This is a genomic window from Rathayibacter sp. VKM Ac-2760, assembly GCF_009834185.1.
In the GTDB taxonomy this organism is placed as follows: domain Bacteria; phylum Actinomycetota; class Actinomycetes; order Actinomycetales; family Microbacteriaceae; genus Rathayibacter.
The window spans coordinates 4,173,062-4,198,215 of the sequence record NZ_CP047173.1; the positions used below are offsets into that span (position 1 = coordinate 4,173,062).

Sequence of the window (25,154 nt, forward strand, 5' to 3'; positions counted from 1 at the left end):
ATGATGAACAATGCAGAACACCTGATCGAGCGCACGGCGTTTCCGCGCAATGCGGAGACGGCGAGACCGCTCGAAAGTGACTTCGGCGGGCAGTTTGAATGGTTCTGGGGCGCGCCGGATGTAATGCGCGCAGCAGCCTCAAGTGGCGCTCTGCGTCGTCTTCCTGCGTCCCCGAGATACGGTGACCCCCACGCGCAGTCGCTCGGCTATTGGTCAGCGCTACAGACGCTGCTGTTGCATCGCCTCGGCTGGACTCGTCCGGATCTTGGTTTAACCTGGTGGTACGAGGCCGGCAAGCCATCTGACGATGCAACTCTTCGGACAATCCGCGAGGTGTGGGACGCGGATGGGAATCTCGACATTATTTTGGCCTGGCTCCTTCGTCGCCGCGCGGTCTTCCCCGTGGGACGTCCAGGACAAGCATGCACCCCCTCAGCAGATTCGGAAAGGCCACTCCCCGACCGTTGGGATCGCTGGTTGCGTGATTATCAGGCATCGCCCCGGGCCTCGAGTTACGAGTGGATCAATCTGCTGGAGGGCGATTCTCTGCACCTATCGGGCCACATAGGGGATGACGGCACTGTTGATTCTTCCGCGTACCTCGTTCCAATAGATCCCGCGAGAAGGAAAGCTGTCTTCGTCACCTCTGCGGCTGACGCTTGGTATGCGGATCTGAAAAGGCGCGGCGACCGACTAACTGTTACCGGGAATCGGTCATGGAACGTTGACGTGTTTATTAAGCCGATTGGATTCGTCGGAACCTACCGTCGGTCAATGCAAACCGGACTTTGGTTCACAGGCCGCCATCGCTACCATATCGTCGGAAACTGACGACGCAACTCATGCACCTTGGACACGGTTGACGTCACAGGTCTGCACTTGTGTGACGAGGCTGTCCGGAACGGGTCAGCGGGGTACACGCGTGCGCATCAGCGGGCCTGCCATGCTGACCGCATGAGTATGCCCAGCGATCTGCTCGCTGTTCTCGTTGACGCAGACAACGTGCCGCCCTCGAGGATCGGGGCGGTGCTGACGGAGGTCGCTCGCTTCGGTACGGCATCCGTGAAGCGGGTCTACGGCGACTGGACGACGCCGCAGCTGACCAGTTGGAAGGCGGCCGCGAGCGAGCACGTGATCCAGCCCATGGAGCAGTTCGCCCACACGAGGGGTAAGAACTCCACCGACAGCACACTGATCATCGACGCCATGGACTTGCTCTACACGCGCCGGTTCCGAGGATTCTGCATCGTGTCCTCCGACAGCGACTTCACCCGGCTCGCATCACGCATCCGCGAGGAGGGTCTCACCGTCTACGGGTTCGGAGAACGCAAGACGCCCGAGGCCTTCCGCAACGCCTGCGATCAATTCACCTACCTCGGCGTCCTCGGAGCCACGGTGACGGAGGCCGCTCCCCCAGCTCCCACGCGCACTCCGCCAGCCAAATTACGGAGCGACACCAAGCTCGTTGCAGGCTTGCGGACCAGCGTCGTGACCGCTTCCGCAGAGGACGGCTGGGCGAACCTCGCGACAGTCGGCCAGCTGATGCGCAAACGCCAGCCGGACTTCGACTCACGCAACTGGGGCTACGCGGCGCTCTCAGACCCTGGGTCTCGTCATTCCCGAGGGTGCGCTTCTGCATCCACCGCGAAGACCTGACGCGTCAACTGCGTCATGCACACCAAGCGGAGACAACGCGACGTCAGCCGTCACGGCTGTTCGAGCTGATGCAGCCCGAAACGCGTACCGGTACTACCGCGGTCTCGTTCCTGCTGCGGCGACTGACCGCTTGGCTGGTCGCCGCAACAGTGGCTGACGCAGTACTCCAAGAGGAAGTCGGTGAGGGGAACGAACCTCAAACCGCAGTTCTAGCAGCAGCGAATCTCTCCCGGGTAGATCGAATATTATCCCCGGGTTGGTGGCAGTGGATTCTGACCAGCGGTATGCGGACTACGCGCGTGGGATACGCGTTGAGCGCACACTCGCGTACCTCGAGTCCATCCCGGACCCGCTTCAGGGGATCCACGAGTGCGAGCGTGCAGAAGATGCCAATCGCGTTCTTCCCCCGCACCCTCACGGGCGCCCTCGTCAGCCGGCTCAAAAGCCGCAATCGGCGCGCAGCAGGCCCTCAGCGGCGAGCACGGTAGACGGTTCGAGTCGTGCGGCGGAGCACGACCGCCGGCCTCCGGCTGCGCCTCAGCGGGCTCTCCGTCCTAGGCGCGTTGCTTTGCATCGCGACGCCGATGCTCGCCGGAAAAACAGTCGACACCATCGTCTCCCGGGTCAAGACCCTCACGCACGGGCCGTACGCCCTGTCGCGCTCAAGCGGACGGCGCCTCCTATGCTCAAGCGGGTGCACGAGCGATGACCTCATCGGCGGCACCTGAGGAGTAGGCAATGCCTGTCGGGGAGATCCGATACGAGACCAAGACGGTTACCACCATTCGAGGCCGCGAAAGCCGTTCGATCACCAAGTGGGAGAAGGAGGGCTGGGAGTTCCTCTCCCAGCAGGAGCAGCCGATGCTCCGGACGAGCCTCACCTTCCGACGCGTGAAGCCGAAGCCGCCGTGGCTCCTCGTCGGAGGAGTCGGAGGCGTACTCGTGATCCTCGCGGCCGTCATCACCGTCATGAGCCTGATCACGGGGGATGACGAAGAGCCCGCGACTCCTTCAGCCGCGCCCACATCGGCCGCGCCCGCACAGACTCCGACGTCAGCTCCGACGCAGGCGCCAGCGGCAGTACCGACCGAGGTGCCCGCTGACGTCTCCACCTACAACGGCGTGCCCTACGAGATCTTGTCGACGGAGCGCGGACAGAGCAGCGCCGATCTCACCCAGTACTGGGTGTTCGCGGAGGGACTCGAAGCGTCCACCACGGCCGGCCGCGATCAGATCAAGGCGATCATCAACGACGTCGCGCGCGCCGAGGGATCCAGCGCGCTCTTCGTCGAAGTCGTCAGCGACAGGGACATCGCACTCGCGGAGTCGCCTTCGACGTACGAGGCCTTCATCGCGGAGCGCGGCCTCGACTACGCACAGAAGACGATCCCTGAGATCGAGAAGACCGGATGGCTCGCCGCCTACGCCGGAGGCTTCGACTACGACACAGGAGAGGCGAGCGACTCGGCATTCGAGATCACCTGGCTGGTGGCGTCGGACGACCCCGACTTCGAGGCATGGCAGGCGATAGTGACGGGCTGAGCTCGACGCGGCGGAACGCCTGCTGTCCCAAGCCAGCGAATTGAAGGCGGGGACCGGACGTCCCTCGGTCTTCGGCGCCACCGGCCGACCTCACTCCGCCGTGGCCACCGAACTGCTCTAGCCCTTCCCCCAAGCAGAACTCAGTCGTCGCCCTCGAGCGACGCCAACCCCGGATGCCGACCCAGCGCATCCTCGCCATGAGTCATCCTGACCGTGAGCACCGCCGCAGCCGGCACATCGACGCCGCGGAGCATCAGCGGCTCGGCCGAATCGAACTGGGTGACGAGGGTCCAGGAGTCGACCTCTGGATAGACCGCCGTCATGGCGCTGTAGTGGAAGCTGAGCCAGCGGCCGCCGCTCACCTGGCAGACGAGCCGCTGATTCGACACGAGCAGGCGGGCCTGCTGACGATCCCGCCACTGGGCCTGCGCCTGAGCGTGCGCGACCGAGGCGTTGACCGTATTGCTGACGGCGTTGGCGAACAGGCCCGCCGCGACGAAAGCCGGTCGCCCCACGTAGAAGCCTGACGTGCGGGTGTAGGAGACGTCCCGGCCGTAGTACCGGAAGTAGTCGGCTCGGGTGTCCAGGAAGAAGACCTCGCCCAGTCCGGGGACGACGTCCCACACTCTGATCTCGGCGGGCAGCTGCCGCGCCAGCAACAGCGCGCGCAGGTCAACGGCCGCGCGCCTCCCGCGGTCCGACGCTTCCCGCGCGTCGATCGTCGCCCGTTCCGTCGCAGTGAAGCGCCCCTTCGCCCGCCGCGCGTGCCCGTGGACGACAACGGCCTGGACGATCGCCACGATCACGGCGGCAACCGGCACGAGGAACGCGGCAGCCAGCAGGGCGAGCTGCAGAAGCAAGGACTGCAGGTCCCCCTCGGCGGCCGAGAGCGATACGAGATACTGAGACCAGCCGAAGCCGACGAACGTCACGGGTGCTGACACCAGCGGAACGATCCACCGCAGGTGCGACCGCTTACGGTACGGCCGCCCACCGAACTGCTCGGCGACCACTCCCCCGCTGCCCAGCTGATCCGTACTCATCTGCCCAGTTTGCCGCGAATCCGCGATCCCGAGACGGGGCGGCGCTCGATCGAGGCGCACACTGCATCAGTCGCGCGACCCCCACGGAATCCGCCCCCTCGCCCCACTTCCACAGAAGGACCCCCACACATGAGCATGGAAGGCGTCGCCTGGAGCTCCCTCTACCGGATCTCCTCCGCCCAGAGCGGCAAGCACGGCATCTCCCGCGAGTCCGTGCGCCGGATCATGACCTTCGCGGTCCCCTACCGCGCGAAGCTCATCCTCTTCATCGGGCTCTCCGTCATCGGCGCGTTCCTCGCCGTCGCGACGCCGGTGCTCGCCGGCCGGGTGGTCGACACCATCGTCGCCCGGGGTGCGGTCGGGACGATCGTGCAGCTCGCCGTGGTCATCGCCGTCGTGGCCGTGGCCGACGCCGGAGTCTCGCTCGTCACGCGCTGGTACTCGGCGCGGATCGGCGAGGGCGTCATCCTCGACCTGCGCACCGCCGTCTTCAACCACGTGCAGAAGATGCCGATCGCGTTCTTCACGCGCACCCGCACGGGCGCCCTCGTCAGCCGGCTCAACAACGACGTGATCGGCGCGCAGCAGGCCTTCAGCGGCACGCTCTCCGGGGTGGTCACGAACGTCGTGGCGCTGATCCTCACCCTGATCGTCATGCTCAGCACGTCCTGGCTCGTCACCGTGCTCGCGGTGATCATGCTGCCGATCTTCCTGGTGCCCGCGCGCCGGATGGGCAGCCGGCTCGCCGCGCTGCGCCGGGAGGCCGCGGACCACAACGCGGCGATGAGCACGCAGATGACCGAGCGGTTCTCGGCGCCCGGCGCGACCCTGGTCAAGCTGTTCGGGCGGCCCGACGAGGAGGCGGAGGAGTTCCGCGTCCGGGCCGCCCGCGTCCGCGACATCGGGGTCCGGAGCGCGCTGCTGCAGTTCGTCTTCGTCACCGCTCTGACGCTCGTCTCCGCGCTCGCCCTCGCGCTCGTCTACGGGCTCGGCGGCGTCCTCGCGCTCGGCGGGCAGCTGGACACCGGCGCGGTCGTCACCCTCGCGCTCCTGCTCACGCGCCTCTACGCGCCGCTGACCAGCCTCGCGAACGCCCGCGTCGAGATCATGAGCGCGGTCGTCAGCTTCGAGCGGGTCTTCGAGGTGCTCGACCTCCAGCCGCTCATCAAGGAGAAGTCCGACGCGGGCACCGTCCCCGAGGGACCGGTGTCGGTCGAGTTCGACGATGTGCGCTTCGCCTACCCGTCCGCGGACAAGGTGTCGCTGGCCTCCCTCGAGGAGGTCGCCACGCTCGACACCCGCGGCGGCGAGGAGGTGCTGCACGGCCTCTCCTTCCGGATCGAGCCGGGGCAGACCGTCGCGCTCGTCGGCACGTCGGGGGCGGGCAAGTCGACGATCGCGCAGCTGCTCTCGCGCCTCTACGACGTCGACAGCGGCGCGGTGCGCCTGGCCGGCACCGACGTCCGCGACGTCACTTTCGCCTCGATGCGGCACACCCTGGGCATGGTGACGCAGGACGGCCACCTCTTCCACGAGACGATCCTGTCCAACCTGCGCCTCGCCCGGCCGGAGTCGACCGACGACGAGGTGTGGGACGCCCTCCGCCGCGCGCGGCTCGAGCCGCTGATCCGCTCGCTGCCCGACCAGCTGGACACCCTGGTCGGCGAGCGCGGCTACCGGCTGTCCGGCGGCGAGCGCCAGCGGCTGACCATCGCGCGGCTCCTGCTCGCCCAGCCGCGCGTCGTCATCCTCGACGAGGCGACGGCGGCGCTCGACTCCACCTCGGAGGCCGCGGTGCAGGCGGCGCTGAGCGAGGCGCTCGAGGGCCGGACGGCGATGGTGATCGCGCACCGCCTGTCCACGATCCGCAGCGCGGACCTGATCCTCGTGGTCGAGGACGGCACGATCGTCGAGCGCGGCACGCACGAGGAGCTGCTCGCCGCCGCCGGGCGCTACGAGGAGCTGCACCGGACGCAGTTCGCGGTGCAGAAGGATGTGGCGGCGGAGGAGGAGGCGGCGCTCAGCGGGAGCTGAGCACTGAGTCCGAAGTGATGCGGCGTTCCACGCCAGCACTGGGACGTCACCCGGCGAGCGCTGTATTTGTTTCACTTTTGGTGAAACAATTGTCCCATGACGACCGCAGCAGCTCTGAGCGCCCTTGCTGCCGTGTCCGCCGGGCAGTGGAGCCTGCTGACCACCGCTCAGGCGGCAGCAGCCGGGGTGAGCCGCGTGCAGCTCACCCGCCTCACGCAGCAGAGCCATCTCGAGCGGCTCGTCCACGGTGTGTACCGGAACGCAGGAAGTGCGCCCGGAGAGTTCGACGACCTCCGCGCCGCGTGGCTCAGCACCGACCCGACGCGCACCGCGGCCGAGCGGATCGCCTCTCGTCATCCCGGAGCCGTGGTCGCAGGGAGCACCGCGGCGTTCCTCCACGGGTTCGGGGATCTGCAACCCGACCCGTTCGAGTTCGCGACGCCCTCCCGCCGGCAGTCCCAGCGCCTCGACATCCGTTATCGGCACCGCCGGCTGACCCCTGACGAGGTGACCGTGCGCGCAGGGCTGCCGGTGACGACCATCGAACGCACTGTCGCCGATCTCCTCAGCGACCGCGAGGACGTCAGCCTGGTCGCGGGCGTTCTGGCCGATGCCGTCCGGCGCTCCGCGGTCGACCTCGCGCTCCTCACGACGCTCCTCGGCCCCCTCGCCGCCCGCCACGGCCACCCGAAGAACGACGGTCCGAGCCTGCTCGAGCGTCTCCTCGAGCTGGGAGGCGTCGACGCCGCCAGCCAGATCCGTCGCCTGAGCCGGAGTCCGGCGTGGCGAGAGAGCACTTTCGTGGTGGAGCTCCAGCAGACGGTCTCGACCCTGCGACAGGTCGAGGCGATCGACGCGCGGGACAGGCTGCAAAAGGACGTGGCGGCGGAGGAGGAGGCGCTCAGCGGGTCCTGAGCGCTCCGTCCTACTCCGCCGCGGCTCAGAACAGGCGGACCGCGTCCTCCGGCTCGTCCAGACCGCGGACCAGCGCCGGGATCCGCTTCTTGAAGGCGAAGAACCCGCGCGACGCCGAGGGCCAGGCGGTGCCGTCCCAGCGGCGGCGCACGGTGACGAGCGCGATGCCCTCCTGAGCGAGGGCGGAGCGGAGCGCGTCCAGCCGCTCCTGCACGGGGCCGACCGGCGCGTACGGGACCACGACGGTGTCGAGCCGCTCGGACGCCGCCCAGTCGACGACCGTCGCGGGGAGCGCGTCGGCCAGCACTCGCGCCAGCCGGCCGCCCTTGTCCGGCGTGTGCTCGGCGGCATCGGCGATCGCCGCGGCGGTGAAGGCGTGCACCACCTCGGAGACCGCGAACGGCGAGCGCTCCGCCGGGTCGGCGAAGACCGCGGTGGCGATCAGCCGCTCCGCCAGTCCGGGCTGCTCGGCGAGCAGGCTCGCCGCGTCGAGGTCCTCCTCGTGCAGCAGGAGGCCGGGGCGGGTGCCGATCGTGCCGTCGACGTCGTCCGACTCGATGGCCGTCCGGGGCGGGAAGTGCTCCTCCATCAGCGCGGGCGCCGAGGTGGCGAGGCCCTGCGGCGAGAAGCGGCCCTCGGTGTACTTGGCGATGTTGGAGGCGGTCGCGAGGTAGGTCTTGCCCGGCGTCTGCAGGCCGGCGACCCAGCGCCAGGACAGGGTGTTGGAGGCGGCGTCGCCGTCGAGCAGGTGCCGGTAGAAGAAGTCGGCGCCGAGTTGCCAGGGCAGGCCGAGGGTGAAGATCCAGATGCTCGCGAACCACATGCGCACGTGATTGTGCAGGTAGCCGGTCTCGACGAGCTCGCTCACCCAGGCGTCCATCGCGTCGATGCCGCTGCGGCCGCCGATCGCGTCGTCGTAGCCCGTCGGGAGGTGGCCCTCGACGTCGCTCACCTCGCGGCGGTAGCGGCGCCACACCTCGGGGTTCTGCTCGAGCCAGCCCTTCCAGTAGGTGCGCCAGAACACCTCCTGGACGAACTTCTCCGCGGCCGTGAGCTTGTGGCGCGCGAGGACCGCGGCGACGACCTCCCGCTCGGTGACGAGCCCGTGGCGGAGGTACGGGGAGAGCCCGGAGACGTTGTTCCGGGACGGCCCTTCGTCGTGATTGCGGGTGCGCGCGTAGGCGGAGCCGGCCCGCTCGACGAAGTCGTCGAGCGCCTCGAGACCGGCGGCTCTGGTCGGGATGAACATCCCGCCATCATGCGTCGCGCTCCGGGGCGGGGGCTGACAGCGGCGGGCCGGCTCTCGACCGTCGGCCATGCTGAGGACATGGCGAGTGTCGCGGAGTGGCCGACCGGCGAGTGGGTCGTCGATCCGGTGACGCAGGTCGAGTGGCCGGTGCCGGAGGGGATCGAGCCCGAGCGGGTCGTCGAGCACGCGCGCCGCGCCGACGCGGGCGAGCTCGTCGACCTCCGCTTCTTCCTCGCGGCCGGGCACGACCGAGCACTCTGGGACGACGAGGGTCCCCAGGAGCCGAGCCGCTTCGGGTTGTCCGCTCCGCTCACCGCCGACCTCCGGGCGTGGACCGAGGTCTGGCTCACGCACTGCGACGTCTTCGACGGCTGGGACGGGCGCGTGGACTCCGAGGAGTGGCTTCGCGAGGGCGCGCGGCTGGCCCGCCGACTCCAGCGCGAGGTCTACGACGTGGCACGCGTGCTGTCCTCGTACGGGCCCTGACGCGCGCCGCTCTGCCGCCCGCGGTGAGCCGGGTGCGCGGAATCCGACACCGGATCGTTATCGAGAGAGCGCTCTCTCGGCACGTACGCTGGGCAGGCAGCTGGGGGGGCTACTCCCCTCGTCGCACCGTCACTCAACGAGGAGAAACCCATGCGGACATCCCTGCACCGTCGTCTCACCCTTCCGGTCGCCGTTCTCGCGGCCGCCGGACTCGCGCTCGCGGGCTGCTCCAGCAGCAGCGACCCGAACGACCCGAACGCCGGCGGCGGCGCGAGCTCCGGCGGCGCCGCGGGCGACGGCTCCGTCACCGTCTACGGCACGATCAACGGCGACGAGGCGACCCTGCTCGAGCAGTCCTGGGCGGACTGGGAGAAGGAGTCGGGCATCGACATCAAGTACACGGGCGACAAGGGCTTCGAGCAGCAGATCGGCATCAAGGTGCAGGGCGGCGACGTTCCGGACCTCGCGATCTTCCCGCAGCCGGGACTGCTCGCCGACACGGTCGCCTCCGGGAAGGTGAAGGAGCTGCCCGAGGGCGCCCTCGCGAATGTGAAGCAGAACTGGTCGGAGGACTGGCAGAAGTACGGCCAGGTGGACGGCACGCAGTACGGCGCTCCGCTGATGGCGAGCGTCAAGGGCTACGTCTGGTACTCGCCGGCGAAGTTCGCGGAGTGGGGCGTCTCGGTCCCGACGACGTGGGACGAGATGAAGGCGCTCGGGAAGACCATCGCCGAGAAGTCGGGCGGGCCGTCCTGGTGCGCCGGCTTCGCCTCCGACGCCGCGTCGGGCTGGCCGGGCACGGACTGGATCGAGGACGCCGTGCTCCGCGAGGCGGGGCCGGACGTCTATGACTCGTGGGTCGCGGGGGACACCCCGTTCACCGACCCGCAGATCAAGGCCGCCTTCGACTCGGTGGGCACGATCCTGCTCGACCCGACGCTCGTGAACGCGGGCTACGGCGACGTGTCGTCGATCAACTCGACGGCCTTCGGTGACGTCGCGCAGAACATCGCGAACGGCTCCTGCGCGCTGACCCACCAGGCGTCCTTCTTCGAGGGCTTCCTCACCGGGGCCGACGCGACCGTGGCGGAGGACGGCGACGTCTGGGCGTTCCTCACCCCGCCGATCGACGCGGACGACGACCAGGCCGTCACCGGCGGTGGCGAGTTCGTCGCCGCGTTCGCGGACGACGCGGACACCGCGAAGGTGCAGGAGTACCTGGCGAGCGCCGACTGGGCGAACAGCCGCGTGAAACTCGGCGGCGTCATCTCGGCGAACACCGGCCTCGACCCCGCGAACGCGAGCAGCGACCTGCTGCGCAGCTCCATCTCGATCCTGCAGGACCCGGGCACCACGTTCCGCTTCGACGCGTCCGACCTGATGCCCAAGGCCGTCGGCTCCGACAGCTTCTTCAAGGGCATCGTCGACTGGATCGACGGCTCGAGCACCGACCAGGTCCTCGACACCATCCAGGCGGGTTACACCTCGTAGGGCGCGGCGGGCTCCTGCCTGCTGATCGAGTAGCCCGCGGAGCGGGCGTATCGAGATCCACCGTCCCCGGACACGTGGGTCTCGATACGCCGCCTCCGGCGGCTACTCGACCAGCAAGCTCCGCAGAGGTCCCCGAGACCTGCTGATCGACCAGCAAACGGCTTGCTCCTGCCGCAGCGTCATGTGGTCTGCTCGAAGCACTCCCCGTTCCGCTTCGAGAGGTCCGCCGTGCACCCGTTCCCGACCCCGCCCCGAGAGGTCCTGATCGGCGACGCCGCGGCGTTCGTCGGCACCACTCCCCGGGCGATCCGGCACTACCACCAGATCGGACTGCTCCCCGAGCGCGAGCGGGGCGGGGACGGCCGCCGCCGATACGGCTCCGACGAGATCATCCGGCTGCTCTGGATCCGCCGGATGGCCGACGCGGGGATCGCCCTGGACGATGTGCGCGACGCCTTCGACGGCGCCGCACCGGGCGCCGCGGAGGGCGAGGACGAGGTCGCGGACGTCCTCGCTCGGCTGGAGGAGACCCTCGCCGCGCAGGAGGCCGAGCTGCAGCGGCAGCGAGCCTCGGTGCAGCGCATGCGCACCCTCGGCAGCCGGCTGGGCCTGCTCGACGACCTCGTCTCCGGCCGCCTCGAGGGGGCGCCCGACGGGTCGCTGCGCCAGGACGACCTGGACGTCCTCCTGGTCACCGAGCGGATCTTCGGCCCCCTCGGCGCCGCGGTGCAGGCCGGCCGCTTCGTCGCCCTGGCCGCCGATCCGGCACTCCGGGCGGAGTCGGACCGCGTCGACGCCGCCGAGGAGGCGCTGGACGACTCGGTCGCCGTCGACGATCCCCGGGTGGCGCAGGTCGCGGCCGAGCGGCACGCCTTCGAGACCGCGCTGATGCGCGCCATCGAGGAGTCCGGTCAGCAGGCGGAGGACGACGCCCTCTTCGACGCCTGGGACGAGCGGCACCCTGTCGAGAGCGCCGGGGCTCCCGTCGCCTCCGTCGATCCGCGCGCCAGGAGCGCGGCGGACGTCATCCGGATGATGCCCTACGACTTCTCGCCGGCCCGCCTGCGCTGCATGGAGCTCGCGGTGCGGCTCGGCGCGGAGGAGTCGCCGGGGTCCTGATCCGCGGGCCGATCGAGGAGACCGCGCGGCGGGCTCCTGCCTGCTGATCGAGTAGCCCGCGCAGCGGGCGTATCGAGATCCACCGCCCCCGGCACGGCGGGTCTCGATACGCCGCCGGAGGCGGCTACTCGACCAGCATGCGGGTGCGGTTCTCGGCCGCTGGGGTCACTCGAAGAGGGAGAGGGTGAGCGTGGAGCTGTAGTCGCCCGCGTCGACGGTGGTGGGGGTCTTGAGGGTCAGGGCCGCGTTGGCGGTCCAGGAGCCTTCCTCGGCGATGCCGGCGGAGTCGTTGGTGAGGGCGAGGAGCTCCTGGTCGACGAGGCCGACGGCGTCCTCGCCGCCGTCGATGGCGGGGTCGACGACGTCGCCCTCGGCGACGAGGCCGGAGTCGCCGCCGTCGAGGAGGTTCGGGGCCCAGCCGAGGTTCTCGGCGCCGATCGTGTCTCCGGTGGTGGAGGTGAAGTCGGTGGAGGTGCCCAGGACGTACCAGCCGGCGTCGGCGGGGATGTCGGCGGGGTCGCGGGTGTCGGTGACGGTCACGGTGGGGAGGGTGCCGGTGAACCGGCGGGCGACGCCGTCGGAGCCGTTCTCGGTGAGCGCGGTGGAGTCGCTCGCGACGGTCATCGAGAGCGAGCCGGGCGTGGTGAGCGGGGCGATCTGGACGTTGACGTCGACGTCGTCGGTGCCCTGCTGCTCGTCGGCGAACGCGGTCCCGGCGACGCCGAGCAGGAGCAGGCCCCCGGCGATGCCGGCGGCGCCGCGGGTGAGGAGGGGGTGGATCCGGGTGGAGCGGGTGGTCATGGCGGGGGTTCTCCGTTCTCCGGTCGGCTTCGTCGCCGACTCGTCGTCGCGCGTCCCGCTCCTCCCATTCGATCATTATCGATCATCAAGGAAGAGCGTTCCGCGCTGCCGAGCAGACTATCCCGTGGTCGCGCCGCAAGGAAAGACCCTGCTCGCGCGCCGCTTCGAGCCGTTGCGCCCGCGAAACCGCTCGGATACGGTGACCACAGCGATCGCTCTCCTCATGTTCTAAAATGATCGGAGTTGGCGGATCGCTCATCCCATTCGACTCGACGACGAGGCGCACTCATGCTCAACCGCTCTCCCCGGCACGCTCGAGGCTCGCAGCCCGAGCCCCCCTCGCACAGCAGGCCGCACCGCAGGAAGGAGGGGAGGGGACGGGCCCTCGTCGCGGCGACCGCCCTCGGAGCCCTGCTCGCCACGGGGCTCGCTCAGGTGCCGGCCGCCCAGGCGGCGCCCTCCGACGTGCAGGCCGTGACGATCACGGCGGCCGACGTGGCTGCCGCGGCGGAGAGCGTCAACGCGCTGACCTTCAAGGGCTTCGGCATCCTCTCCGCGAACTCGACGAGCGCGCTGCTGCTCGACTACAAGTCGCAGCACCCCGAGCAGTACTGGGAGCTGATCGAGACGCTCTTCGGCGGCGAGCACCCGATCATGACCACCATCAAGATCGAGATGGGCAACGACCGCAACACCTCGACCGGGCCGAACGTCGCGACGATGCGCTCGCGCGACGAGTACCCGAACGTGCAGCGCGAGCCGGGCTTCCAGCTGGCGGCGGACGCGCAGAAGGTCGCCGAGGGCGACGTGCACGTCAGCATCCTGCGCTGGAGCCGCCCCACCTGGGTGACCAGCGACGAGGACCAGTACGTCTGGTTCAAGAACACCGTCCTGGCGGCGGAGCGCGAGTACGGGATCATGGTCGACTCGATCAACCCGGACACCAACGAGACCACGAGCCCGAACGCCGCGCTCTACAAGAAGTTCTCGACCTGGCTGCGGACGGACACCAAGGGCTACGAGGGCGCGAGCGCTCAGGACCCGAACAACGGCTTCGCCTCGGCGGACGAGGGCGAGCGCTACCGCGCGATCCGCACGGTCGCGGCGGACACGGTCGGCACTCCCCCGACCTCCTTCGGCGACCAGCTGAACTCGACCACCGACCCGTCGCTCCGCGACGCCGTCGACGTCGTCGGCTTCCACTACGCTACGGCGGACGACGCGAACGGCAACCTGAAGAAGTTCGCGCAGACCTACGACAAGGAGATCTGGAACTCCGAGGGCCAGGCGACCTTCTCCAACTCCGCGGACCGCCCGAACAACACCAACCCCGACGGCCAGGGCGGCACCGGGACGGAGTTCGGCGGCACCAACAGCGCGCTCGAGATGAGCAACTGGGTCACCTCCGGCTTCGCGAAGTCGCTGCGGACCCTCAACATCTTCCAGCCGGCGATCGGCTCGTTCTACGACGGCTTCCAGTACTCCTCGAAGGAGCTGGTCAGCGCCCGCGACCCGTGGTCGGGCTGGCTGTACTACGACGGCGGCCTGGCCGCGGTCGAGCAGTACACGCAGTTCGCGACCCTCGGCTGGGAGAACGAGGACAACACGGCCGGCATCTGGCGCGGCATCCCGCAGGCCTCCGGCAGCGCGCTCGGCGGCGGCAACCCGCCCAGCGGCGCCTCGACCGGCGCGGTGTCGTACACGACGCTCGCCGCTCCCGACGGCTCCGACTTCTCGACCGTGATCGTCAACGACAGCCCGTTCGAGAAGACCTACGCGCTCTCGGCGAAGGACCTCGACCTGGGCGCCGACCGCACGATGGAGGTCTGGGAGACCCGCGCGGCCGACGCCGGCGAGGCCTACGACGCGAACTACGTCGTGCCCGTGTCGGAGCTGTCCGCCGTGGACGGCGTGTACACGGTGACGGTGAAGCCCTGGTCGACGGCGACCGCGACCACGCTCGACCACGCGGCGAGCGCGGGCGGTGTCCTCACCCCGCGCGAGGGCTACGGCTCGACCCTGCCGACCTCGCCCGAGTACACCGACGCCGACGGCGGCCGCGACGTGCTCGACACCGACGCGAGCGGCGACGTCAACGGCGTCACCACCGACTCCGTCCTCTATGCGGACGACTTCGACTACGCCGAGGCGGCGGACATCCGCTCCTACGACCCGGCGACCGGCGCGCTGAGCGACTCCGGCGAGTCCTTCCTCGACAGCCGCGGCGCGAAGGCGAAGCCCGCCGGCACCCCCGCGGTGCAGCCGGAGGACGACGGCGCGATCCCGCGCTACACGAACGACACCAACGGCGCCTTCGAGTCCGTGGCCACCGCCGACGCGGCGCGCGACCGCGTGCTGCGCCAGCAGGTCGGCCCGGGCATGAACGGCTCGGCCTGGAACAGCGGCGACCCGAAGACGACCATCGGCGACTACCGCTGGGCGAACTACCGCGCCTCGGTCGACGTGCTCTTCGAGAACGGCGGCGCCCCGTACGCGACCCTCGGCGCCCGGGAGCAGGGCGGGACGGCCAACGGCCAGAACGTCTCCGCGGCCGAGCTGCGGGTCGACGCGACGGGCGCCTGGAGTCTGCTGCGCTACGGCACCTCCGTCGCCTCCGGCACCGCCTCCGCGACCCCCGGCACGGCGTTCCGCACCGGCACGGGAGTGTGGAACCGGGTCGCCGTGCAGGTGGCGGGCGACCGCTACACCGCGTACCTCAACGGCGTGCAGGTCGCCGCGTACACCGACCCGGCGCCGCAGGCCGCGGGGCGCGTGCAGCTCGGCTCGGCCTTCACCTTCACGCAGTTCGACGACCTCGTCGTCGAGCAGGTGCCCGGCTTCACTCCCTACTACTCCACTGTCGTCGACGGCATGCACCAGACCAGCTGGAGCGACGGCAGCACGCCGATCCTCGAGTTCGACGAGCAGTGGACGCACGTCAACGGCCAGGGCATGTTCGAGTGGCAGCGCACGGCGTCGAAGAGCACCGGGAAGGGCGCGGCGCTGACCTACTCCTTCACCGGGACCGGACTCGACGTCCTCGGCAGCAACACGGGGGCGGCGACGCTGAACGTCACCGTGGACGGCGTCCGGGTGGCGACGAACGCGCCGACCTGGGCCGCGGGCAGCGAGCGCACGGCGTTCCAGCTCCGCGGTCTCGCGGACGGCGAGCACACCGTGGTGCTGGAGACGGCGAACGACGGCGTCCTGAACGTCGACGCGGTCGGCGTGGTCGTCGCGAACGCGGACTCGTCCGCGGTCGACACCGCTGCCCTCGCGGCGGCGCTGGCGACGGCCGAGCGCTTCGTCGAGGCGGAGTGGAGCGCCTCCTCCTGGGCGCCGTTCGCGAGCGTCGTGGGTTCTGCGCGGTCGGCGCTCGCCGATCCGGCCTCCTACGGTCTCGATGCGGAGGGGGCCGCCGCTCTCGTGGCGCGCCTCAGCCGCACCGCCGCGGAGCTCGTGCCCGAGGGTGTCAGCACGGACGTCCGCGACCTCGGCCTGATCGCCGGGACCGCCTCCGCCGGGCTGCCGAAGACCCTGGCCCTCGAGGGCGCCGAGCGCGCCGTCACCTGGGACGCGGGGGCCACGCAGGCCCTCGCCGGGACGGCCGAGCTCGGCACCGTGCGGCTGACCGGCCGGACGACCGAGAAGGTCGCCGCGACGGGCGTCTTCCAGCGCTTCTCGGTGCCGCTGCTGGTGACTCCGGCCGACCTGCGCTACTTCATCGACTCCGGATCGAGCGGCTCGGCGGCCGGATCCGCCTACGCGGCCGTGAAGGCGAGCCAGCCGGGGATCCTCAACGACGCCGCCGACCGGAAGTGGGACGGCGTCTCCGCCGGCAGCACCTGGGGCTACTCGACCACGTCGACCGGAGCGGTCGTCCCCGGCAGCCCCGCGGACTGGAGCTCCTCCTACGTGCCGGCCGACTTCGGCAAGCCCGTCGTGACGCACCTGACCCTGCCCGCCGGGACGTACGACGTCGTCGCCGTGCAGGCGCCGCGGGCCGGCCTGACCACCAACGTCGTCTCGACCGTGACCGCGGCCGGCACGACCAAGCGGGCCACCGCGGTCTCGACCGGGTCGGCGACGCCGGTCCGCCAGCAGGTGACCCTCGCGGCGCCGGGCGTCGTGGACGTGTCCTTCGGGACCGACGGGACGAGCGGCTACAACGCGCGGCTCGCGCTGGTCTACGTGCAGAGCGTGACTCGCGACCTCGGCTACCAGGGTGCGCTCACCGCGAGCGCCGTCCTGCCGGCCGCCGTGACGGTCGACGGCGCCTCGGTCGGCGTCAGCTGGGACGCGGACTCCGCGGCGCAGACCCGCACCGACTATGCGCCGGTGACCCTGCGCGGGACGCTCGCGAACGGCGCGAAGGTGACCGCGCGCTACGAGGTCGTGCCCGAGGGGCTCGTTTACTACATCGACTCCGGCACCGCGGCGACGTCCTCGCCGCAGTACGGCGCGGTGCAGGCGGCCGTCCCGTCGCTGCTCAACGCCGTGTCGGACCGGGCCTCGACCGCCGCCGACCAGTGGGGCTTCGCGCCCGAGGGCATGAAGGTGAAGACCGGGACGGACGTCGACGACAAGTTCTCGACCGGTCTCTACCAGGACACGACGCAGCTGATCTACCGACTGCCGCTGGCCGCCGGGACGTACACGCTGACGGGCGGGTTCACCGAGTGGTGGAATCTCAGCCGGACGATGAACCACACGGTCTCGGCCGGGGGCGTGGAGCTGGCCAAGGGCAACATCCCGCTCTCGGGCACGAACACACCGCTGACCGGGGCGCTGACCTTCACGCTCGCGGCGGCGACCACGGTGGAGTACCGGGTGACGAACGAGGGCGCGGGCGGCGAGAAGCCGGTGATCTCGTGGCTCGGAGTCGCGGCGGTCGCTCCCGCCGCCCCGGAGCTGCCGGAGCTGGACGTGACGGTGCAGAGCCGGTGCGTCGCGGGCAAGGTGCAGCTGGGCGTCACCGCGGTCAACACGGCCGACGTGCCGGTCGGGATCACGATGACGACGGCCTACGGCGAGAAGGCGTTCCTCGCCGTCGCGCCCGGGAAGAGCGCGTTCCACTCCTTCACCACCCGGGCCAAGGCGGTGCCGGCCGACGCGGTCGACCTGACCATGACGGGGACCGTGGACGGCGAGGACGTGACGCGCGAGCAGAGCGAGGAGTACCCGGCCGCGAGCTGCTGAGCTTCAGGGCCGGAGCCGGCGTCGCCTTCGTGAGGAGGGCGGCGCCGGCTCCGGCGTGCGGGGCGGCGTGCCCCCCCTCTTGCTGGTCGAGTAGCCGCCTCCGGCGGCGTATCGAGACCCACCACCGCCGAACATCCGGAAGCGAGCCTCCTCCCCAACGCCGCAGCTGATGGCGTTGTCCCCGAACCATGCAGCACGCCGCTCGGATGTCGGTGGTCCCTGCTTGAATACGCGTATGAAAGAAGATGAGGATGCAGCAGCACTCGCGGAGGTGCGCGACTGCTTCGACGACTCCGCTGCCGATGAGCGCTCCACCTCACCGACGCGCCTCCGAGCAGCCGAGCGCCTGCACCGCGGCTACCGACTCGCGCTGACCATCCCGGAGGCCTTCGCCCGCGGCGCTTCGCGGAGTGAGACCCGGGATCTCGTCGAACGCTCCATCCGCGCCGAGCTCGCGGTGGCGTACAGCCAGTCCGAGCGAGAGGTGTCCCGCCGCCTCGAGACCGCGCAGATGCTCATGGAGCACCTCCCCCTCACCCGCGCCCTGCTGCGCGACGGCCGGATCCTGTGGGACGTCGGCGAGGCGATCTGCCGCACCGCGAGCAGCCTCCCCGAGGAGTCCCGCACGGCACTCGACGAGCGCGCGGCCGAGGCCGCCGTCACGATGACCACCGCGCAGTTGCGCCGTGCCCTGAGCCGCTGGCGGGAGGAGCTGCACGAGCAGCCCCTCGCCGAGCGCCACGCACGCGCGAAGGAAGACCGGGCCGTGTGGGTCACGCCGGACGTGGACGGGATGGCGACGCTCTGTCTGCACGCTCCCGCCCCGGCAGTGACCGGTGCTTACGACCGGCTGCGCCGCATCGCCCGGATCCTTCGCGACGAGGGCGATCCGCGCACCCTGCAACAGCTGAGCGCGGATGCCGCGGTCGACCTGCTCTGCGACGGCGACATCGCCGGCACCACCCCCGACGCCGAGCACCGGCCGGACCCGACGTTCGTCCCCGGTGTCCGCGCCGAGGTGCGACTGACGCTCGCCGCTTCCACCGCCGTCGGTCTCGACGACGCCCCCGCGGACCTCGACGGCTACGGCCCTGTGCCCGCGGAGATCGCCCGGGAGCTGATCCGCACCGCCGCTTCCTTCACCCGGGTTCTCACCGACCCGGACACCGGGGCGGTCGTCTCCGTCGGAAGGACCTGGCGCGTGCCCCCGCCGCAGATGCGCCTCCATCTCCAGCTGCGGGACCAGACCTGCCGGTTCCCCGGCTGCACCCGCAGCGCGTCGACAAGTGAGGCCGATCACACGCGCGAATGGCGCCGCGGCGGCGAGACCTCCCTCGAGAACCTGGTGTCGCTCTGCACGTCCCATCACCACGTGCGGCACGGGGATCAGTGGAGCTACGACAGGGACGACGAGGACGGGGCCATCATCTGGACGACCCCGACGGGACGGCGCATCAGCACCCGGCCGCCGCCGCTGCCCGGGCGACCGCCGGACCCGCCGCCGGGACCGCGGTTCGTCGACGTGCCGGCGCCGTTCTGACGGGCGTGGATCTCGATACGCCCGCGGAGCGGGCTACTCGATCAGCAAGGAGCGCGGACCCCCGCGCGATCAGCAGGCAGGGCCCGCACCTACCTGTGAGATCCGCCCCTCCTTGCTGGTCGAGTAGCCCGCAGGGCGTATCGAGACCCGCAGTGGTCAGGCGCGGGCGGCGGTGAGGAGGGCGCCCAGGCGCTCGAGCTGGGCCGGGTCCTCGAGGGCGGAGCCGACGGCGGCGACGCGGACGCCCGCGTCGAGGAAGTCGGAGACGTTGGCGGCGTCGAGACCGCCGGTCGCGACGAAGCGGATGCCGGGGAAGGGTCCGCGGATGTGCTTGAACCAGCCCGCGCCGAGCCAGGTCGCGGGGAAGGCCTTCAGCCAGGTCAGGCCGAGCGAGGCGGCGAGCTGCACCTCCGAGGGCGTCGCGACTCCGGGCAGCAGCGGGAGGTCGACGGCGCCGGCCGCGGCGAGGATGCGCTGGTCGAGGCCCGGCGAGACGAGGTAGCCGGCGCCGGCCTCGCGGGCGAGGGCGACCTGCTCTGGTCGGACGATCGTGCCCGCTCCGACGGTCTTGCCGCGCTCGGCACCGAGGCGGGCGACCTCGCGGAGGGCCACCTCGTCCTCCGCGGTCTGCAGTGGCACCTCGACGGAGTCGATGCCGAGGTCCCAGGCGGTGGTCGCGAGCGCGATCGAGCGCTCCACGCCCATCCCGCGCAGGATCGCCATCAGCGGGGGGCCCGAGAAGATGTCGTCGAAGGGGCTGGTCATGGTCGTGCCGTTCTCTCGTCGAGGGAGTCGCCCGCCACGGCGAGGGTGAGGGCGGCGCGGTCGTGGCCGCGGCGCAGGCGCGCTCCGGGGTCGGCGCCCTGGAGCAGGGCGGCCAGGTAGCCGCCGGCGAAGGCGTCGCCCGCTCCGACCGCGTCGAGCACCTCCACCTCGTGCGAGGGCTCGAAGACCACGCCGTCGTCGAGCTCCGCGCAGAACGCCGTCGCGCCGATGTGGCCGTCCTTGACGACGAGCTCGGCGACGTCCGGGAAGAGCGCGCGGACGTCCGCGGCGGTGCGGGTGCCCCAGAGGGTCTCCGCCTCGTCGCGGCCGACGAAGACCACGTCGGCCAGTCGCACCAGCTCGGCGAGCACCGGCGCGGCGTCGGCGGCGCTCCAGAGCGCGGCGCGGTGGTTGACGTCGAGGCTCACCGGGACGCCGAGCTCGCGGGCGCGGACGGCCGCGCGCCGGAGGAAGCGGTCGGCACTCGGGGACAGCGCCGCGGTGATCCCGGAGAGGTGCAGCAGCGCCACGTCGTCGAACGGCGCGGCATCGGCATCGGCGGAGTCGAGGAACGCCGCGGCCGAACCCGCCCGGTAGTAGCTGACTCCGCGGCCGGGGTCCTTCACGTAGACGCCGGTGGGATGACCGGGGTCGCGGACGACGCGCGAGACGTCGATCCGCCGCTCCGCCAGCTGCCGCAGCACCCGCTCGCCGAGCGCGTCGGCGCCGAGCCGGCTGTGCCAGCGCACCGGGACGCCCAGCGCCGCCGCGTGCGCGAGCACGTTCGACTCCGCACCGCCCGCGTCGACCAGGAAGTCGTCCGCGTCGGCGACCGAGCCGCCGCAGGGCACCAGCACGGCCATGGTCTCCCCCATGGCCAGCAGCACCCCGCCGACAGCGGATCCGGACGTCACGCCAGGTCCTTCACCGGCGCCGCATCCATGTCGTCGAACGCCTGGTTCTCGCCCGCCATCGCCCAGACGAAGGAGTACGCGGCGGTGCCGACGCCGGAGTGCAGCGACCAGCTCGGCGAGAGGATCGCCTGGCGGTCGGCGACGACGAGGTGCCGGGTCTCCTGGCGCTCTCCGAGCAGGTGGATGACGCGGGCGTCCTCGGGCAGGTCGAAGTAGAGGTAGCACTCGGTGCGGCGGTCGTGGGTGTGCGCGGGCATGGTGTTCCACATCGAGCCCTCGTGCAGGGTCGTCACGCCCATCACGATCTGGCAGCTGCGCACGCCGTTCTCGTGGATGTACTGGTTGAGCGTGCGGCGGTTGCTCGTCGCCTGCTCGCCGAGCTCGCGGACGGTGCCCTCGCCGGGCGCGACGAGCACCGAGGGGTAGCTCGTGTGCGCGGGGGCCGAGAAGAGGTAGAACTGCGCGCCGGAGTCAGTCGAGCCGGCGTCGGCGTCCTCGAACGCCACCGCCTCGATCCCGCGGCCCAGGTACAGGCACGCGCCCGACACCAGCGTGTACGTCTCGCCGTCCGCGGTCACCGTGCCGGTGCCGCCGACGTTGACGATCCCCAGCTCGCGGTGCTCGAGGAACGTCTCGCTGCGGATCTCCTCGTAGCCGGTCAGCTCGAGCCGCTGCCCCGCGGGGACGGCGCCGCCGAGCACGATGCGGTCGTGGTGCGTGTAGACCAGCCGGATCTCGCCGGCGACGAACACGTCCGGGACGAGGTACTCCCGGCGCAGGTCCTCGGTGGTCATGCCGGGGATCTGCGAGGGGTTGGTGGCGTAGCGCTGCTCCATGGGGAGACTCCTGTCGGGTCGGTTCTGGTCGGGTGGGTTCGGGGAGCCGGTCGCGGTCAGCGCACGAGCCAGCCGCCGTCGACGGGGAGGATCGTCCCCGTGACGTAGGCGGCGGCGTCCGAGGCGAGGAACACGAAGGCGCCCTGCAGATCAGCGGGGGTGCCCCAGCGACCGGCCGGGATGCGCGCGACGATCGACGCCTCGCGGGCCTCGTCGGCGCGGATCGCCGCGGTGTTGTCGGTGGCGAGGTAGCCGGGGGCGATCGCGTTGACCGTCACTCCGGAGGCGGCCCACTCGTTGGCGAACGCCTTGGTCAGCCCCGCGACCGCGTGCTTCGACGCGGTGTAGCCGGGCACGGTGATCCCGCCCTGGAAGGACAGCATCGAGGCGACGGTGATGATCCGCCCCGAGCCCTGCGCGATCATCCGCCGGCCGGCCGCCTGGGTGAGGTGGAAGACCGAGTCGAGGTTCACCTTGAGCACCTCGTCCCAGTCGGCGGCGCTGTGCTCGGCCGCGGGGGTGCGCTTGATCGTGCCGGCGTTGTTGACCAGCACGTCGATCCGGCCGAGCTCGCCGACGACCTCGTCGATCGCGGAGTGCAGCTCCTCGGGGGTCGCGGTCGCGAAGTCGCGGCGGATCAGGTGCGCCCGGCGGCCCAGTCCGCGGATCAGCTCGGCGGTCTCGCTCGCGTCGCCCCGGTCGATCAGCGCGATGTCGGCGCCGGCCCCGGCGAGCGCCAGCGCGGCGCCGCGGCCGATGCCCCGGCTGGTGCCGGTGACGGCGGCGACGCGGCAGTCGAGGCGGAAGGCGTCGAGTGTGAAGGCGTCCACAGTGAAGGCGGCGGGGGTGGGCACGGCGGCGGTCATGGTCGTCCCTTTCGGAAGGTCGTGGTGAGGGAGCCGATCCCGTCGACGCGGATCGTCACCGCGTCGCCGTCGGCCAGCGGGCGGTGCGCCGCGAGCGCCTCCGGCAGCTTCTGCGGGCTGCCGGTGGCGATGACGTCGCCGGGCTCGAGGGTCATCCCCTCGCTGAGGTGGTGCACGAGCGCCGCCATGCTGAAGACCAGGTCGGCGGTGCTCTGCGAGACGGTGACGACGCCGTCGCGGACGACCTCGACGCGGAGGTCGCCGGTGTCCGCGATCTCGTCCGGCGTCACGAGCCACGGGCCGAGCGGAGCGAAGCCGTCGGAGCACTTGCCGAGCGTCCACTGGCTGGAGCGGCCCTGCCAGGTGCGCTCGGAGACGTCGTTGATCACGGTGTAGCCCGCGATGTGGCCGGCCGCCTCCGCGAGCGGGATGTCCCGCCCGCCGCGGCCGATCACGAGCGCGATCTCGCCCTCGTAGTCGACGTCGGTCGCGGTCAGCGGCAGCGTCACCGGATCGCCGGGGGCGCCGAGGGTGTTCGGCGTCTTGACGAACACGTCGGGCGTCGTCGGCACCGGCCGGTCCTCACCGCCGGCGGGCACGTGCCCGCGGTAGTTGTAGCCGATGCAGAGGATCTTCCCCGGCACGACCGGCGGCAGGAGGCGGAGGGAGCCGAGCGGCACGGTCGCATCCCCCTGCGCCACCGCCAGCAGCGCGGGGTCGGCCAGCAGCTCCACAATCGACGCGGGACCGAGGTCGACGACGCGGTCGCCGTCGAGCACGGCCCCGGTCCGAGCGCCCTCGGCGCTCTCGAATCGGACGAGTCTCACCAGTAGGGCCGCCATTCCGGTCGCGAGACGCGCATCAGCGCCTCCAGGTAGAAGTAGTCGCCCCAGAGCGTGCCCTCGTCGACGCCGACGTTCTTCGGCAGGTCGTAGACGCTGTGCAGCAGGACGGTGTCCGCGGCCTCGGGGCTCTCGGGAGCGCACTCCCGGATCAGCGCCGCGAGGATCCGGTGCGCGGCGTCGCGCCAGCGCTCGGCGCACTCGGCGTCGGTCTCGACGAGGGCCAGCTCGAGCAGTCCGCAGACCGCGATCGCCGCCGCCGAGCTGTCCCGGGGCGCGTCGCTGCCCTCGGCGTAGACGAGGTCCCAGTAGGGCACGAGGTCCTGCGGCAGGTGCGCGAGGAAGTACTCGGCGCAGGCCCGCGAGGCCTCCAGCAGCGCGTCGTCGCCGAGCACGCGGAAGCCCATCGCGAAGCCGTAGACGCCCCAGGCCTGGCCGCGCGCCCAGCAGGAGTCGTCGAACGCGCCCTGCTCGGTGCCGCCGCGCAGCGGCTCGCCGGTCTCGGCGTCCCAGTAGAAGGTGTGGAAGGTGGAGGAGTCGGGGCGGAGGATGTTCACCCGCAGCGCCTCGATGTGGCGCGCGACGGCCTCGGCGTAGCGCGGGTCGCCGGTCTGCTCGCCGGCCCAGGTCAGCAGCGGCATGTTCATCAGCGAGTCGATGATCGTTCGGCCGCGCTGCTTCGGGTCACGGAGGTCGCCCCAGGCCTGGACGATGCCGGCCGTCGGGAGGAACCGCGTCATCAGGTGCTCGGCGGCCTCGAGCGCCGCGATGCGGCCGAGCTCGTCGCCGAGGAGCCGGAAGGGCGCGACGCAGGAGAGCGTGTAGAGGAAGCCGAGGTCGTGGGTCTCCAGGTCCTCGCCCTCCCGCACGCGGCGGGCGAAGTCCTGCAGGTGGCCGCGGGCGGCGTCGAGGAAGACGTCCTCGCCGGTGGCCTCCCAGGCGATCCACTGCATTCCCGGCCAGAAGCTCGTCGTCCAGCCGCGGTTGGCGCCGGCGGCGAAGCCCTGCGCCGCGGGGCGGATCGGGTAGCGGCCGTCCGTGGTCGTGTCGTCGGGATAGGCGGAGCCGAAGGCCCCGATCATCCGGCGGACGACCTCGAGGGCGTCCGCCACGGCCTGCTCGGTGGTCGTCCTCCCCGTGGTGGGTGGAGTGGTCGTCATGGGGAGAGTCCTTCGTGGGAGGTCAGGCCGCGACCGGCTGGTCGGCGGCGAGCGCGGGGCGGAGGGTGAACCGGGCGTTCGCCCAGACCAGGTAGAGGGCGGGGGCGGCCGAGACGCCGAGGGCGAGCGCGGGCGAGGCGGTGAAGAGGTACGCCTGGAACGCGAGGACCAGCAGCGAGACGAGCGACAGGTGCCAGCGGCGGGCGGCGAGGTACACCGCCGCCTTGACGACCTGCCGCAGCGTCGCTCCCTCCGCCTCCGCGAGACCCACCAGAGCCGCGGGGAGGCAGCCGACGACGAGCAGCGCGATGATCGCGAGGAACGGGATGACGACCACGCCGACCTGGGTCGGCGCGAGGAACCGCACGTCGACGAGCACCAGGACGACGACCGCGGTGACGGCGGCCAGCAGCCACACCGGGCGGCGCCAGCTCGCGCGCCACGCCCGCCAGAAGGTCCGCACGACCGCGGTCTCGCCGCGCGAGTGCGCCGAGAAGACCGCGGCGGCGCCCATCAGGGCCGGCGCGCAGAGCGGCAGGGCCGCGGCGAGCAGCGGCCAGGAGAGCACCGGATCCGTCGTCACCAGCAGCAGCACGAGCGGCAGGCAGGCGACCAGGAGCAGCACGTTCGTCACCAGGATCAGGTAGGCGACGCCGAAGAGCGAGGCGTAGAGGCCGTTCGGGATGCGGCGCACGA

General features: G+C 71.2%; 20 protein-coding genes. 10 read left to right on the forward strand and 10 right to left on the reverse strand.

What is annotated here, in order from left to right; genetic code table 11:
• The 3 genes from GSU72_RS19145 to GSU72_RS19155 all read left to right on the forward strand — a co-directional run bounded on the left by GSU72_RS19145 (nt 1) and on the right by GSU72_RS19155 (nt 3,198).
• The gene (locus GSU72_RS19145) at nt 1-831 is read left to right on the forward strand and encodes a hypothetical protein (RefSeq protein WP_208545114.1); all 831 of its coding nucleotides are present in this window, start codon (nt 1-3) and stop codon (nt 829-831) included.
• 123 nt (nt 832-954) lie between these two features.
• The gene (locus tag GSU72_RS19150) at nt 955-1,656 is read left to right on the forward strand and encodes an NYN domain-containing protein (protein WP_208545115.1); all 702 of its coding nucleotides are present in this window, start codon (nt 955-957) and stop codon (nt 1,654-1,656) included.
• A 738-nt stretch (nt 1,657-2,394) separates the two neighbouring features.
• Nucleotides 2,395-3,198 (forward strand): hypothetical protein, encoded by an 804-nt coding sequence (locus GSU72_RS19155; RefSeq protein WP_159986461.1) that lies wholly within the window; start codon nt 2,395-2,397, stop codon nt 3,196-3,198.
• A 140-nt stretch (nt 3,199-3,338) separates the two neighbouring features.
• Here the strand turns inward: GSU72_RS19155 and GSU72_RS19160 are convergent, their stop codons facing one another.
• The gene (locus tag GSU72_RS19160) at nt 3,339-4,241 is read right to left on the reverse strand and encodes a hypothetical protein (protein WP_159986462.1); all 903 of its coding nucleotides are present in this window, start codon (nt 4,239-4,241) and stop codon (nt 3,339-3,341) included.
• 129 nt (nt 4,242-4,370) lie between these two features.
• Between GSU72_RS19160 and GSU72_RS19165 the strand changes: the two genes are divergently transcribed.
• Nucleotides 4,371-6,275 (forward strand): ABC transporter ATP-binding protein, encoded by a 1,905-nt coding sequence (locus GSU72_RS19165; RefSeq protein WP_159986463.1) that lies wholly within the window; start codon nt 4,371-4,373, stop codon nt 6,273-6,275.
• 96 nt (nt 6,276-6,371) lie between these two features.
• Nucleotides 6,372-7,190 carry a type IV toxin-antitoxin system AbiEi family antitoxin domain-containing protein gene (locus GSU72_RS19170; protein WP_159986464.1) on the forward strand — a complete coding sequence of 273 codons (819 nt, stop codon included), beginning with the start codon at nt 6,372-6,374 and terminating at the stop codon, nt 7,188-7,190.
• 25 nt (nt 7,191-7,215) lie between these two features.
• Here GSU72_RS19170 and GSU72_RS19175 read toward each other — a convergent pair whose 3' ends face one another.
• On the reverse strand, nt 7,216-8,439 hold the full coding sequence (locus GSU72_RS19175) for an FAD-binding domain-containing protein (protein WP_159986465.1): 1,224 nt from the start codon (nt 8,437-8,439) through the stop codon (nt 7,216-7,218).
• Nucleotides 8,440-8,517: 78 nt separating this feature from the next.
• On the opposite strand from GSU72_RS19175, the gene GSU72_RS19180 reads away from it, so the two are divergent.
• From GSU72_RS19180 to GSU72_RS19190, 3 genes are all read left to right on the forward strand, one after another.
• Complete coding sequence (locus GSU72_RS19180) at nt 8,518-8,925, forward strand: hypothetical protein (RefSeq protein ID WP_159986466.1); 408 nt, start codon at nt 8,518-8,520, stop codon at nt 8,923-8,925.
• Nucleotides 8,926-9,075: 150 nt separating this feature from the next.
• Nucleotides 9,076-10,416, forward strand: coding sequence for an extracellular solute-binding protein (locus tag GSU72_RS19185; protein WP_159986467.1), 1,341 nt, complete (start codon nt 9,076-9,078; stop codon nt 10,414-10,416).
• A 162-nt stretch (nt 10,417-10,578) separates the two neighbouring features.
• The gene (locus GSU72_RS19190; protein WP_244255899.1) at nt 10,579-11,535 is read left to right on the forward strand and encodes a MerR family transcriptional regulator; all 957 of its coding nucleotides are present in this window, start codon (nt 10,579-10,581) and stop codon (nt 11,533-11,535) included.
• Nucleotides 11,536-11,700: 165 nt separating this feature from the next.
• Here GSU72_RS19190 and GSU72_RS19195 read toward each other — a convergent pair whose 3' ends face one another.
• Entirely contained in the window at nt 11,701-12,336 is a 636-nt protein-coding gene (locus GSU72_RS19195) for a hypothetical protein (protein WP_159986468.1), read from the reverse strand.
• 288 nt (nt 12,337-12,624) lie between these two features.
• Here GSU72_RS19195 and GSU72_RS19200 point away from each other — a divergent pair, with 288 nt between their 5' ends.
• Together GSU72_RS19200 and GSU72_RS19205 are read left to right on the forward strand one after the other, a co-directional pair.
• Nucleotides 12,625-17,535, forward strand: a complete 4,911-nt coding sequence (locus tag GSU72_RS19200; protein WP_159986469.1) for a hypothetical protein — start codon at nt 12,625-12,627, stop codon at nt 17,533-17,535.
• A 235-nt stretch (nt 17,536-17,770) separates the two neighbouring features.
• Entirely contained in the window at nt 17,771-19,075 is a 1,305-nt protein-coding gene (locus GSU72_RS19205) for an HNH endonuclease signature motif containing protein (protein WP_159986470.1), read from the forward strand.
• 156 nt (nt 19,076-19,231) lie between these two features.
• Here GSU72_RS19205 and GSU72_RS19210 read toward each other — a convergent pair whose 3' ends face one another.
• The 7 genes from GSU72_RS19210 to GSU72_RS19240 are packed head-to-tail and all read right to left on the reverse strand — an operon-like array spanning nt 19,232 to nt 25,152.
• Nucleotides 19,232-19,840 (reverse strand): bifunctional 4-hydroxy-2-oxoglutarate aldolase/2-dehydro-3-deoxy-phosphogluconate aldolase, encoded by a 609-nt coding sequence (locus GSU72_RS19210; protein WP_159986471.1) that lies wholly within the window; start codon nt 19,838-19,840, stop codon nt 19,232-19,234.
• Entirely contained in the window at nt 19,837-20,754 is a 918-nt protein-coding gene (locus tag GSU72_RS19215) for a sugar kinase (RefSeq protein ID WP_244255900.1), read from the reverse strand. The genes GSU72_RS19210 and GSU72_RS19215 overlap by 4 nt, the downstream gene beginning before the upstream one ends.
• Nucleotides 20,751-21,590, reverse strand: a complete 840-nt coding sequence (gene kduI / locus GSU72_RS19220; RefSeq protein ID WP_159986472.1) for a 5-dehydro-4-deoxy-D-glucuronate isomerase — start codon at nt 21,588-21,590, stop codon at nt 20,751-20,753. Before kduI ends, GSU72_RS19215 begins: the two co-directional genes overlap by 4 nt.
• 56 nt (nt 21,591-21,646) lie before the next feature.
• Entirely contained in the window at nt 21,647-22,456 is an 810-nt protein-coding gene (gene kduD / locus GSU72_RS19225) for a 2-dehydro-3-deoxy-D-gluconate 5-dehydrogenase KduD (RefSeq protein WP_159986473.1), read from the reverse strand.
• On the reverse strand, nt 22,453-23,283 hold the full coding sequence (locus GSU72_RS19230) for a fumarylacetoacetate hydrolase family protein (RefSeq protein ID WP_244255901.1): 831 nt from the start codon (nt 23,281-23,283) through the stop codon (nt 22,453-22,455). The genes kduD and GSU72_RS19230 overlap by 4 nt, the downstream gene beginning before the upstream one ends.
• Nucleotides 23,280-24,458: a glycoside hydrolase family 88 protein gene (locus tag GSU72_RS19235; protein WP_159986475.1), complete on the reverse strand. Its 1,179-nt coding sequence runs from the start codon at nt 24,456-24,458 to the stop codon at nt 23,280-23,282. Before GSU72_RS19235 ends, GSU72_RS19230 begins: the two co-directional genes overlap by 4 nt.
• Nucleotides 24,459-24,480: 22 nt before the next feature.
• The gene (locus GSU72_RS19240) at nt 24,481-25,152 is read right to left on the reverse strand and encodes a ferredoxin-NADPH reductase (RefSeq protein WP_159986476.1); all 672 of its coding nucleotides are present in this window, start codon (nt 25,150-25,152) and stop codon (nt 24,481-24,483) included.
• Nucleotides 25,153-25,154 lie beyond the last annotated feature (2 nt).